The sequence below is a fragment of the Rhodococcus sp. NPDC060084 genome (genome assembly GCF_042730335.1).
Taxonomy (GTDB): Bacteria; Actinomycetota; Actinomycetes; order Mycobacteriales; family Mycobacteriaceae; genus Rhodococcus.
The window spans coordinates 23342-35810 of record NZ_JBHWWX010000042.1; the positions used below are offsets into that span (position 1 = coordinate 23342).

At 67.9% G+C, this 12469-nt stretch carries 11 protein-coding genes; 7 read left to right on the forward strand and 4 right to left on the reverse strand.

The annotated features are described in order from the left end of the window. Positions 1 to 39 precede the first annotated feature (39 nt). Positions 40 to 1044, reverse strand: coding sequence for an aldo/keto reductase (locus ACFWBU_RS18125; protein ID WP_378528906.1), 1005 nt, complete (start codon positions 1042 to 1044; stop codon positions 40 to 42). A gap of 130 nt (positions 1045 to 1174) precedes the next feature. On the opposite strand from ACFWBU_RS18125, the gene ACFWBU_RS18130 reads away from it, so the two are divergent. Together ACFWBU_RS18130 and ilvD are read left to right on the forward strand one after the other, a co-directional pair. Then, positions 1175 to 1747, forward strand: coding sequence for a TIGR03086 family metal-binding protein (locus tag ACFWBU_RS18130; RefSeq protein ID WP_169622883.1), 573 nt, complete (start codon positions 1175 to 1177; stop codon positions 1745 to 1747). After that, on the forward strand, positions 1744 to 3456 hold the full coding sequence (gene ilvD, locus ACFWBU_RS18135) for a dihydroxy-acid dehydratase (protein WP_378528907.1): 1713 nt from the start codon (positions 1744 to 1746) through the stop codon (positions 3454 to 3456). Before ACFWBU_RS18130 ends, ilvD begins: the two co-directional genes overlap by 4 nt. Before the next feature lie 34 nt (positions 3457 to 3490). On the opposite strand, the gene ACFWBU_RS18140 is transcribed toward ilvD, so the two are convergent. Next, positions 3491 to 4153 carry a serine protease gene (locus ACFWBU_RS18140; RefSeq protein ID WP_378528908.1) on the reverse strand — a complete coding sequence of 221 codons (663 nt, stop codon included), beginning with the start codon at positions 4151 to 4153 and terminating at the stop codon, positions 3491 to 3493. Positions 4154 to 4195: 42 nt separating this feature from the next. Then, positions 4196 to 5029: a DUF6319 family protein gene (locus ACFWBU_RS18145; protein WP_378528909.1), complete on the reverse strand. Its 834-nt coding sequence runs from the start codon at positions 5027 to 5029 to the stop codon at positions 4196 to 4198. Positions 5030 to 5166: 137 nt separating this feature from the next. On the opposite strand from ACFWBU_RS18145, the gene ACFWBU_RS18150 reads away from it, so the two are divergent. From ACFWBU_RS18150 to ACFWBU_RS18165, 4 genes are all read left to right on the forward strand, one after another. Further along, a complete protein-coding gene (locus ACFWBU_RS18150; protein WP_378528910.1) occupies positions 5167 to 6255 on the forward strand; it encodes an adenylate/guanylate cyclase domain-containing protein in 1089 nt (362 codons plus the stop codon). Positions 6256 to 6415: 160 nt separating this feature from the next. Further along, positions 6416 to 7894, forward strand: coding sequence for an MFS transporter (locus ACFWBU_RS18155; protein WP_378528912.1), 1479 nt, complete (start codon positions 6416 to 6418; stop codon positions 7892 to 7894). A gap of 118 nt (positions 7895 to 8012) precedes the next feature. Continuing rightward, complete coding sequence (locus ACFWBU_RS18160; protein WP_296549207.1) at positions 8013 to 8945, forward strand: diiron oxygenase; 933 nt, start codon at positions 8013 to 8015, stop codon at positions 8943 to 8945. 59 nt (positions 8946 to 9004) lie between these two features. Beyond that, positions 9005 to 9784, forward strand: a complete 780-nt coding sequence (locus ACFWBU_RS18165; RefSeq protein WP_169622878.1) for an SDR family oxidoreductase — start codon at positions 9005 to 9007, stop codon at positions 9782 to 9784. 55 nt (positions 9785 to 9839) lie between these two features. Here the strand turns inward: ACFWBU_RS18165 and ACFWBU_RS18170 are convergent, their stop codons facing one another. After that, positions 9840 to 10709, reverse strand: a complete 870-nt coding sequence (locus tag ACFWBU_RS18170) for an IclR family transcriptional regulator (protein ID WP_240952787.1) — start codon at positions 10707 to 10709, stop codon at positions 9840 to 9842. A 398-nt stretch (positions 10710 to 11107) separates the two neighbouring features. Between ACFWBU_RS18170 and ACFWBU_RS18175 the strand changes: the two genes are divergently transcribed. Next, positions 11108 to 12421, forward strand: a complete 1314-nt coding sequence (locus ACFWBU_RS18175; RefSeq protein WP_169622877.1) for a bifunctional o-acetylhomoserine/o-acetylserine sulfhydrylase — start codon at positions 11108 to 11110, stop codon at positions 12419 to 12421. The last annotated feature ends 48 nt before the right edge of the window (positions 12422 to 12469 follow it).

Below are 12469 nucleotides of genomic sequence, written 5' to 3' on the forward strand. Positions count from 1 at the left end.
ATGGACGAACGTTACTCCCACGCTCGAGAGCGACGCCGACTACTCGCGACCGAGCGACACCCACTGTGGGTCTGCGGACCGCGGTCCGGCGACCTTGTCGGCGAGCAGATCGAGTCGCGCGATCTGGTCCGGTGTCAGCGTCACGTCGAGCGCGCCCACGTTCTCGGCGACCCGCGCGGCGTACCGGGTGCCGGGAATCGACACCGACGGGAGACCGAACTCGCGGCCTTTCGCGTCCAGCCACGCCAGCGCGACCTGCGCGACCGTCACTCCGGCTTCGTCGGCGACCGCCCGGACCTCGTCTCGCACAGTGAGGTTGCCTGGGAGGGCACCGGACGCGAATCGCGGGAATCTGCGCCGCAGATCTCCCTCCCCGAGCTGCTCCGGGTCGAACGAATCGGTGAGCAGGCCCCTGCTCACGGGTGAGTACGGCACGAACCCGATGCCCAGTTCGGCGGCCGTCGGCACCACATGTCGTTCGACATCTCGCGACACGAGGCTCCATTCGGACTGCACCGCTGCGATCGGGTGGACGGCGTGTGCGCGACGGACCTCGTCGCCGGTTGCCTCGGACAATCCGATGTGACGGACCTTGCCGGCCCGCACGAGTTCGGCGAGCGCACCGACGGTCTCCTCGATGGGCACCTCCGGATCGACACGGTGCAGGTAGTACAGATCCACGCTGTCCACCCCGAGTCGAGCGAGTGATTCGTCGATTGCCTGCTTCGCGTATTCGGGACGGCCGTCGATGCGGCGGTTGCCGATCCCGGCAGAGCCGATGGCGCCGACCAGACCGAACTTCGTCGCGATCTGCACCTCGTCGCGGCGAGATTGAAGCAGCTTCCCGACCACGGTTTCACTGGTGCCGTTGCCATACACGTTCGCCGTGTCGACGAAGGTCACTCCCAGGTCCACCGCATGGTGCAGCGTGGCGAGGGCCTCGTCGGGATCGATCGGTCCGTATGCGGGGGAAACCGACATCGCGCCGTAGCCCTGAGCACTGACGTTCAGCCCGGGGGCGAGCTCGACGATGGGGACGGACATGCATTTCTCCTCGGATCGGCGACGGGCACCGCGAACGGCGGACTCCCGGTCGATCCTGACGCACGCCGAGCGCGGACGCACGGATTGAAATCGCCGTGATCACAGCCCGCCCGTGTCTAGGGTGGGAACCATGGCGAACGACTGGGTTTCACTACAACGCACCGCTCGGCGCGAGTTCGACAGCCGCGTCGCGCAGATCACCGACTGGCACGCCCCCACCCCCGACACCGAATGGGACATCACAACTCTGGTCCGGCACGTCGTCGACGAACAACGCTGGGTGGCGCCGTTGCTGTCGGGACGCACACTCGAAGAGGCCGAGTCCGCTCTCGAACCCCTCGGCGACGACCTTGCCGCCGACTGGTCCACATTCTCCGAGCAGGCAACCGAGGCGTGGGCCGCGACGCCGGCCGACCAGGAAGTCCAACTGTCCTACGGCGCCGTGCCGTGCATCGACTATCTGCGGCAGCAGGTCGGCGACATCACCGTGCACGCGTGGGACCTCGCCCGTGCCACCGGATCGGACGAGCAACTCGATCCGGCTCTCGTGGACGCCGTCTGGAAGGACCTCGAGCCGCAGAGCGACATGCTTGCGGGCAGCGGGCTCTTCGCCGATCCCGTTCCCGTCGGCGACGATGCGTCTGTGCAGGACCGCCTGCTCGCCCTCACCGGGCGCGACCCCCGCCGGCACGGAGCCTCATGACCGATCGGCCCGAGCAGCATCTGCCCGACCTCAAACCCCGAAGCCGCGACGTCACCGACGGAATCGAGAAGACCGCCTCCCGCGGCATGCTCCGCGCGGTGGGCATGGGCGACGACGACTGGGAAAAACCCCAGATCGGCGTCGCGTCGTCGTGGAACGAGATCACCCCGTGCAATCTGTCGCTCGATCGGTTGGCGCAGGCCGTCAAGGAGGGTGTGCACGCGGCCGGGGGATACCCGCTCGAGTTCGGCACCATCTCCGTGTCGGACGGCATCTCGATGGGGCACGAGGGGATGCACTTCTCGCTCGTGTCGCGGGAAGTGATCGCCGACAGCGTGGAGACGGTGATGCAGGCCGAGCGACTCGACGGATCGGTACTGCTCGCAGGGTGCGACAAGTCGCTGCCGGGCATGCTCATGGCCGCCGCCCGCCTCGACCTCGCGTCGGTGTTCCTGTATGCCGGATCGATCCTGCCGGGTGTCGCAAAACTGTCCGACGGCACCGAACGCGACGTCACGATCATCGATGCGTTCGAAGCCGTCGGCGCATGCGCGCGGGGCCTGATGTCGGAAGCCGACCTCGGTGCCATCGAGCGGGCCATCTGCCCGGGAGAAGGCGCATGCGGAGGCATGTACACCGCGAACACGATGGCCAGTGCCGCCGAAGCCCTCGGCATGTCGCTGCCCGGCAGCGCGTCACCACCCGCCACCGACCGCAGGCGCGACGGGTTCGCGCGGCGCAGCGGCCAAGCGGTCGTGGAGATGCTGCGCCGCGGGATCACCGCGTCCGACATCCTGACGAAGGAAGCGTTCGAGAACGCGATTGCCGTGGTCATGGCGTTCGGTGGATCCACCAACGCGGTCCTGCATCTGCTTGCCATCGCACACGAGGCGCAGGTGGAACTCACCCTCGACGACTTCGTGCGCGTCGGCGCTCGGGTGCCGCACCTCGCCGACGTCAAACCGTTCGGCACCCACGTCATGAAAGATGTCGACCACATCGGCGGCGTACCGGTGATCATGAAGGCGTTGCTCGACGCCGGACTGCTCCACGGCGACTGTCTCACCGTCACCGGCCGCACGCTGTCGGAGAATCTCGCCGGCATCGCCCCGCCCGATCCCGACGGCAAGGTGCTGCGCGCTCTGAGCAACCCGATTCATCCCACCGGTGGGATCACCATCCTGCGCGGCACCCTCGCTCCCGGCGGCGCGGTCGTGAAGTCGGCGGGATTCGACGAGTCGGTGTTCGAGGGCACCGCGCGAGTCTTCGAGCGGGAACGCTCGGCGATGGACGCGCTCGAGGACGGCACCATCACGGCGGGAGACGTCGTCGTGATCCGGTACGAAGGGCCGAAGGGTGGGCCCGGGATGCGGGAGATGCTCGCGATCACCGGCGCCATCAAGGGCGCGGGTCTCGGAAAGGATGTCCTGTTGCTCACCGATGGGCGCTTCTCCGGTGGCACGACCGGCCTGTGCGTCGGGCATGTCGCACCCGAAGCAGTCGACGGCGGACCCATCGCCTTCGTCCGTGACGGCGACCGGATCCGGCTCGACGTGGCCAACGGCGTCCTCGACGTGCTGGTGGGCGACGAGGAGATGGCGGCGCGGCAGCAAGGGTGGGAACCGTTGCCGCCGCGGTACACACGTGGTGTGCTCGCCAAATACACCAAGCTCGTCGGCTCGGCGTCGCACGGCGCGGTGTGCGGGTGACCACCGGCCGGTCTTGCGGGAGTGGGCGTTCCGGCTAGATCGGCCGGAACCCTGCTCCCGCGCCGCCGCGGGCGTCGATGTCGCCGAAGATCACGTCGATGTTCGTTCCGACCTGCGGGCCGGCACACGGCGCGAACAGGTAGGCGTTGACCATCGCGACGAGCGTCGTGCCGACGACCAGTGGCGCACCCGAGTCGCCCTCGATCACGCACACCTGGGTCCAGGTTTCCTGCGAACCGAAGACGTCGCCCCACACGACACCGCACGTGTTGCCCGTCGCACGGCCTTCTTTGCACGCGATATCGGGGAAACCGGCGGGAGCCCCTACTCCGGTGATGGACGTGTTTCCCACCCGGTTGACGGGCACGACCTTGCCGCGATCGAACTCGATGACCGCGTAGTCGAGCACGGTGTTCGCGGAAACGACCCGCCCGACGGGACCGGCCGCGGTGTCGTACTCGGCCTTCACGGTCATGCCGGGGAGACCGCAATGCGCCGCGGTCAGGCCGACGAGACGACCCGAGGCGTCGTTTCCGATGGTGGTGAGGGTGCAGTCGTACATGTCCTGGCCACCATCACCGAGAGTGATCCCCGAACCACCGCCGAGGGTGACAGGAGGTGCTGCGGTGGCTATCCCCATCCCACCGCCCGCCAACGCCATCACTGCGGCGGCCAGTAGAGCGAACCTTTTGAACATCGTGTCCCTCTCGCGCGGCGGGCGACCTTCGTTGTGAGGGTACTAGAGGTCGATGCCTGTTTTCGGGGTTGCGCCGAGACTTTCGAGAGCTTTTCGGGCTTCCTCGAGTTCGCGGCTGAGCTGCGCAACACGTTCCTCGGCTGCGCTGCGGGCCGCGTCGATCACGGACTGGACCGCCTCGACGGCACCGGGATCACCGAGTTCTTTGACGGCCCGTTCGACGGCGTCGGGCGCCACGGCTGCCGGCTTGCCGACCTTCCGTGTGCCGTGCGCGATTCCGACGGTCCATTCGCTCTCGGGGTCGATGGTGATGGTGATGCTGATCGTGGGCGCCTTCTTACCCTTGCGCGCCGGGGCTTTCGGCTTGGCGGGCGACGCGGGTGCGGCGGAACCGGGGGTCGTGTCGTTCACGGGTTTCGTCTCCTCGACGCTCTTGGTCTGGGCACCACGCACCGGAGGAGCAGGCCTCGACGCGGGCTTGGCGGCAGCGGGACCGGCGGCGCCAGGCTGGGGGGCAGCAGGCTTGGTGGCAGCAAGCCTCCCGGCAGAAGGGGTCACAGCCGGGGACGTCGACGCCGCCGCCTTCGCGGGAGCGGACTTCGTGGCCGCCGTCTTCTTCGCCGGCGCCCCGGCGGGTTGCCGGGTCAGGCGCAGTTCGTCGGACTCGAAGGGCAACTCGTCGTCGACCCCTTTCGGCCGCACCATGACGGTGGTGCCGGAAACGGACACCACCCGCGCCGACGCGCCGGGTTCGATGCCGAGGCTCGGAATGCCGTCGATGAGATATACAGTCGCGCGACGACCCTCCGCGAGTGCATTACTCAGCTCGCCGAGTTGCTCCTCCGTCAGATGGTCCGCGCGTGTGCGGGGCGGCATGCCATGTCCTTTCTCGGCTCGCTGGATTGTCCGGCGCTTTTTCGACGCCCACTGTCGCACATGTGTACGACACGACACCGAGCGCCGGTGGCGGAATCTACAGCCTCGCCAACCGAAGTACAGGTAAGGATGGTCTCGTGACCCCGCCCGATGAACGGTCGCAGGCCACCCCCGAGGTGCTTGCGACGATCCGCGCCGAGCTCGAACGCACCCTGCTCGGCGTTCGCCGCTACACCTTGCGCGAGGTCGCGGACCTCGCCGGGCTGGAGCCGACCCGTGTCCGCCAGTTGTGGCAGGCCCTGGGATTCACGGTCGACCCCGACCCGGGCGCGGTCATGTTCACCGACGGGGATCTCGGCGCCCTGCGCAATCTCGCAGCGATCCTCGGCAGCGGCGCCATCGACCCCTCCGCCGAGATATCCGCGGCGCGTTCGCTGGGACAGTCGATGTCGCGGCTGAGCGAATGGCAGTTCGCCCTCTTGAGCAGCCACGTCGTCTCCCAGCTCTCCACCGCGTACGGCACGGCGTCGGCACCCCCGGAAGACGAGGAGATCCGCGAGTTCGTCGACGACATCCTCCGCCGCGTGGCGAACCGTGCCGAGAGCCTCCAGGGTTACATGTGGCGTCGGCACCTGGTCGCCACGACCAACCGCACCGCCGTCCGCGTCCAAGGGGACGCGCAGACCCGTCCGCTCGTCGTCGGATTCGCCGACATGGTGGGGTACACCCAGTTGACCCGGCGTATCGACGCCGACGAACTCAACGTGTTGCTCGATCACTTCGAGGCCGCGGTGTCCGGCGTGATCACCCGCCACGCCGGCTGGGTGATCAAGACCGTCGGCGACGAGGTGATGTTCGCCGCCGAGGATGCGGTCGACGCCGCGCGGATCGCGCTGGAACTGCAGCAAGCGTTCGCCGCGTTCGAAGACACACCTGCCCTGCGGATCGGTCTGGCCTCGGGTCCGGCGCTGGCCCGGTTCGGCGATCTGTTCGGATCGGTGGTCAACATCGCCGCGCGGTTGACCGGTGCCGCTCGCCCCGGTTCGATCCTGATCGACCAGCAGCTCGCCGCGGAACTCGAGGACCACCGCGAATTCCGGCTCCATGTCGTGCGGAACCTGCGGGTCAAGGACTTCCGGCACTCGCGCGCGTACGTGCTGCGCCGAGGGCGGGACACGGAGGCGCGCACGGAGACCCCCACGGCCCCTCCCGACTCCGCGGCCTGACACTGCCGCGCTATGACACGGCCGGGGGCGCCGCGTCGTGACCGGTCCCGCACCGCCGGTTCGGCTACGATGCCGACAGTCTTTTTCCTACTCCGGCACCACGTTCGTCCGGAAGGCGCCCGTGTCCGAATCAGCTTCGCTCGCCGTGCAGAAGACCCGCATGACGGGGTCTCAGTTATGGCTGCTCACCGTCGCGTGCGCAGCGGTCGCCGCCGTCATCGCGGCGATGGCGTCGCTCAACACGGCACTACCGGATATCGCGGTCGAGACCGGGGCGACCCAGGCCCAGCTCACGTGGATCGTCGACGGATACACGCTCGCCCTTGCGGCACTGCTGCTCCCGGCGGGCGCGCTCGGAGACAGGTTCGGCCGGCGCGGAGTCATGCTGGCGGGCCTGGCCGTCTTCGGGATCGGGTCGGCGCTTCCCCTGCTCCTGTCCGATCCGAACTGGGTGATCGCGGCGCGCGCCGTGGCCGGGGTCGGTGCGGCGCTCGTCATGCCTGCGACGCTGTCCCTCATCACCGCGGCGTTCACCGAGGAGCATCGTTCCCGGGGCATCGGAATCTGGGCGGGGGTCGCCGGATCCGGCGCGGTCATCGGCATGCTCGGGTCGGGCGTCATTCTCGAATACGGGTCGTGGAAGCTCATCTTCGCCGCGTTCGCCGTGATCTCGGCCGTGCTCGTCGTCGCGGGCGCCACGATCATGTCCTCCCGCGCGGCGGAACCGGCGCGGTTCGACATCGTCGGAGCCGTGCTCGTCGTGGCGGCGGTCGGGCTGTTCGTCCTCGGCGTGATGGAGGGCCCGCAGCGCGGATGGATCGACGCACTCACCGTCGGCGCGCTGGTCACGGGAGTGGCCGCAGGAGTGGCGTTCGTGCTCGTCGAGCGGCGCTCACCAGCACCCCTGCTCGACGTACGGCTGTTCTCCCAGCGCGCCTTCGCGGTCGGAGCAGGCGGCCTCACACTGCAGTATCTCGCCGGATTCGGCGTCTTCTATCTCATCGTGCAATACCTGCAACTCGTGCTCGGGTATTCGCCGCTGATGTCGGCCGTGGCCCTCACCCCGATCTTCCTGGTGGTGATGGTGCTCTCGGTCGGGGTGCCGATGTTGTTGCGGTGGTTCGGACTCCGTGTCCTCATGAGCGTCGGGCTCGCCCTGATCGGGGTGTCGATGATCGTCATGAGTCTGCTGGACGCGGACTCGTCGTACGCCGACGTCGCCATCGCGATGTCGATCGCCGGTATCGGGATCGGTGTCTGCACCGCGCCCGCGACCCACGCGATCGTCACCAACACGCCGGAGGACCAACTGGGTGTCGCGTCGGCCGTCAACGACGCGACTCGCGAGGTGGGCGCTGCTATCGGCGTCGCCCTCGCGGGCAGTGTGCTCGCGGCCGCGTACGGGCACCGGATCGATCCGATCGCACCGACGATTCCCGAACCGGCACGAGGCGCAGTGCAGGATTCGCTGGCCGCGGCAGTCGAGGTCGCCGAACAGGCGGGTCCCCAGGGCGACGTGCTCGCGGAGTTCGCGCGGGACGCGTTCCTGGCAGGCATGCAGCAGGGCTTGTGGGCGATGGCCGCGATTCTGCTGGTCGGCGCGATCGCATCGGCACTCTGGGCACCCGCGCGCTCGTAGCTGTCCCTCGCGCTCCTCTCTGCGTCCGACACGGAGTCGGACGCAGACGTTGTGCTGTGCGCGCGATCACGCTAACCTCACTTAACAGTTACCCGTCGTCACACTAAAAGGTGGAGACATGACCGCATCGCTCACCCGCGAATCCAGCAAGGGTTTCGTACCCGGCATCCGGCTTTCCGATCGTGAGGAAACTGCCGGTCGCCTGCTCGCTTCGTCCGCCCGCAAGTCGTACGACCCCGTCGTCGAAGTGGACTGGGAGGCCCCCGTCCCCGACGACAAGTTCGGCATGACCCCCGAGTGGAGCACGCTCTACGGCACCGCCCTGTGGGACGAACTCACCGACGAACAGCGCATCGAACTCACCAAGAACGAAGCCGCGAGTGTGTCCAGCACCGGCCTGTGGTTCGAAATCCTGCTCATGCAGATGCTTCTGCGCGACGTCTACGATCGCGACAAGCACAGCCGGCACGTCCAGTTCGCGCTCACCGAGATCGCCGACGAGTGCCGCCACTCCGTGATGTTCGCCCGGGCCGGCGAACGGCTGAACATGCCCAGCTACGGGCCGCCCCGCTACATCCACCACCTCGGCCGCCTGTGGGGCCACTTCTTCAAGGGCGCCAACGCGTACGCCGCGGTCATGGCCGCAGAAGAAATCCTCGACATGATGCAGCGCGACTTCATGCGCGACGAACGCGTCCAGCCCGTCACACGTGCGGTCTCGAAGATCCACGTCCTCGAGGAGGCGCGCCACATCCGGTTCGCCCGTGAAGAAGTGGGACGCCGACTGAACGGTGCGAGCCGCCTGCGGCTCGCAATCGAACGGATCAACACCGCGGTCGTCGTGTTTTTCGTCGTCAAGAGCATGATCCACCCGGACGTCTACGCCAACGCGGGCCTCGACACCGAGCGCGCCCTCGAAGAAGCCCGGAACAACACGCACCACCACGACCGGGTGCGCAAGTCCGGCGCCAAGCTCATGACCTTCCTCGACAACGTGGGCCTGATCGGCGGACCGTCGAAGATCCTCTACAAGAAGGTGCACCTGCTGTAGGCACCTGCTGAGCGGGAACGTCGGGGCACCGGCGCACATTTCGTCATAGTCTCCGCGGCATGTTCTTCGACAATCCTGCCGATTTCACCGGTCGCGCGGTCCTCGTCACCGGCGGCACCAAGGGCATCGGGTACGTCATCGCCGAGACCTTCCTGGCCGCCGGCGCGGACGTACTCGTATGCGGTCGCACCGCGCCCGACACGCTGCCCACAGTGGATTCCCGTTCCGCCGCGTTCACCGCTGCCGACATCCGCGATGCCGGGCAGGCGAAGTCTCTCGTCGAGACGGCCGTCGAAAAATTCGGCCGTCTCGACGTTCTCGTGAACAACGCCGGTGGGTCGCCCGATTCTGACGCCGCGACCGTCTCGACACGCTTCTTCGACAAGATCGTCGCACTCAACCTGCTCGCCCCGTTCTACGTCGCCCAGGCGGCGAATGCCGTCATGTGCCGGCAGGACGACGGCGGGTCGATCATCAACATCGGGAGCGTGTCGGCACACGACCCGCAGCCCGGTACCGCCGCGTACACGGCCGCGAAGGCAGGACTGCTCGCGCTGACGAAGGCGCTCGCCCTCGAGTGGGCTCCGGCAGTGCGGGTCAACCACATCACCACCGGCCTGATCCGGACCGAAGCCGCAGCGGAGGTGTACGGGGCAGACGGCGGTGCCGCCGTGACGAAGACACTGCCGATGCAGCGCATGGCCGTGCCCTCCGACATCGCGGGTGCATGCCTGTTTCTCGCCGGCCCGCTGGCGTCGTACGTGAACGGAGCAGACCTCGCCGTGCACGGCGGCGGAGAACTGCCCGCGCGGTACATGGCGCTGCACCCGGAACGCTGACGTCGCCCGCCCGCCTTCCGCGGCGAAGTCGCCCTTCCGCCCGGAGTTCTCTGCCCTACCGGCTTCCGGCAGCTTTGGCGACGACCCGGTCGAGCGAGCCTGACGCCGGCAGTGCCGTGCCGGGCGTCTCTTCCCGGTCGTGATCCGGAAAGAGGGTGCGGGTGATCTTGCGGGCCGCGTCGGCGACGATCGGCGCCACCCATTCGAGGCGGGTCGAACGTGCGTCTGCGGCCAGGGAGAGCGCCGCGACAGGGCCGTCGACGCCGCGCAGCGCTACGCCCACACATCCGATGCCGGACGCGGCTTCCTCGCGTTCGAAAGCGACACCCCGGCGCTTGCGGATGCGGTTCAGTTCCTGGTGGAGCGTCGCGTTGTCGCCGATGGTGCGATCGGTGCACGGCGGCAGACGCTTGCCGTAGAGAGCGTCGACGCGCTCGGGCTCGAGCCAGGCGAGGATCGCTTTGCCGGATGCGGTGGCATATGCGGGAAAACGTCCGCCGACACGCGACGGGACACTCGACGCGAATTGCCCCCCGACCTTGTCGAGGTAGAGGACCTCGTTGCCGTCGAGGACGGTCAGATGCACGACCGCGCCCGTCTGCAGCGCGAGTTCATGGAGATGCGGCGCTGCCGCCTCTCGGATACGCCGATGCCCTGTGTCGCTACCGCCGAGTCCGAGCGCGCGTGCTCCCAGGCAGTATCCGAACGACGCGTGGTCGATCCACCCGCGCCCGACCAGCTGGTCGAGGATGCGGTGCACCGTCGAGCGGGGAAGCCCCGAACGGCAGGTGACCTCTTCGAGCGTGAGCGCTCCCCTGCTGTCGAAACTCTCGAGGATGAGCGTCATCCGATCGATCATCGAAGGTGGTAGTTCGCGCTTCGCGGGAGTGGGTGCATGCCCGAGCGAGAAGTCGACGGCGGTCAAATTTACCTCCAAAAGCACTGGCCACGACCCTGCGCGCCCCACGAAACTAGAATCTGTTCCAGCACGTTAGCAGGATCACACACGGCTCCGAAAGGGCAACACACAGGCTGTAGGTAGCGTTCACCGGCCACACCCCCTGACCTGCCCCCGGTTTCCTATGGGCCTGGTCGGAATCGTCGCCAGCCGTTATTGTCGAAGCCGTGAGCAAGACGTACGAGCGGTCGGCACAGCGACCGCACCGTCATGCCTGTCGCCTGTGTATGTGCGGGTGCCCGGCCGGCTGACCGCCCGCACCCACCCCGGCCCCCGCGGACCGCATTCGACGGCGTCGCGCGCGGAGCCGCAAGGTCAGCGTCACGACGACCCGTTCACCTCACCGAATCCGGAGCAGTAGACCCATGAGTGACAACACCCCCGAAGCAGTCGATCCCAGCGCGTCGTGGAGCTTCGAGACCAAACAGATCCACGTCGGTCAGCCTGCCGGGGGCGACACCAAGGCCCGCGCGCTGCCGATCTACCAGACCACCAGCTACACCTTCGACAACACCGATCACGCGGCAGCGCTCTTCGGTCTCGCCGAGCCGGGCAACATCTACACGCGCATCATGAACCCGACCCAGGACGCGGTCGAGCAGCGCATCGCCTCGCTGGAAGGTGGCGTCGCCGCGCTGCTCCTGTCCTCCGGGCAGGCTGCCGAGACGTTCGCGATTCTCAACCTCGCCGGCTCCGGTGACCACATCGTCTCGAGCCCGTACCTGTACGGCGGCACCTACAACCTCTTCCACTACACGTTGCCCAAGCTCGGGATCGAGGTCTCGTTCGTCGAGGATCCTGACGACCTCGACCAGTGGCGCGACGCCGTGCGTCCCACCACGCGGGCGTTCTACGGCGAAACCATCGCCAACCCGAAGAACCACATCCTCGATATCTCCGGCATCTCGGGCGTCGCCCACGACAACGGCCTGCCACTGATCGTGGACAACACGGTCGCGACCCCGTACCTGCTGCGTCCCCTCGAGCACGGCGCCGACATCGTGGTGCACTCGGCGACCAAGTACCTCGGCGGTCACGGCACGGCGATCGCCGGCGTCATCGTCGACGGCGGCACCTTCGACTGGACGCAGGGCCGGCACCCCGGTTTCACCACGCCCGATCCCAGCTACCACGGTGTGGTCTTCGCCGATCTCGGCGCTCCCGCGTACGCCCTCAAGGCACGCGTGCAGTTGCTGCGCGACCTCGGCTCGGCGGTCTCGCCCTTCAACGCGTTTCTCATCTCGCAGGGCATCGAAACCCTGAGCCTGCGGATGGAACGCCACGTCGCCAACGCGCAGAAGGTGGCCGAGTTCCTCGAAGCCCGGCCCGAGGTCACCTCGGTGGCATATGCGGGCCTGGAGTCCTCGCCCTGGCACGATCGGGCCGAGCAGCTCACGCCGAAGGGGCCCGGCGCCATCGTGGTGTTCGAACTCGCGGGCGGTATCGACGCCGGTAAGAAGTTCGTCAACGCGCTGACCTTGCACAGCCACGTCGCCAACATCGGCGACGTCCGTTCGCTGGTGATCCATCCGGCATCCACCACCCACTCGCAGCTCACCGCTGAAGAGCAGCTGGCAGCGGGCGTCACCCCCGGCCTGGTCCGCCTGGCCGTCGGCATCGAGAACATCGACGACATCCTCGCCGACATCACCACCGGCCTCGAGGCAGCGGGTTCCTGACACCCTCCGCTCGAACCCACGGCAGGCCCGGCCTCGACGAACCGAGGC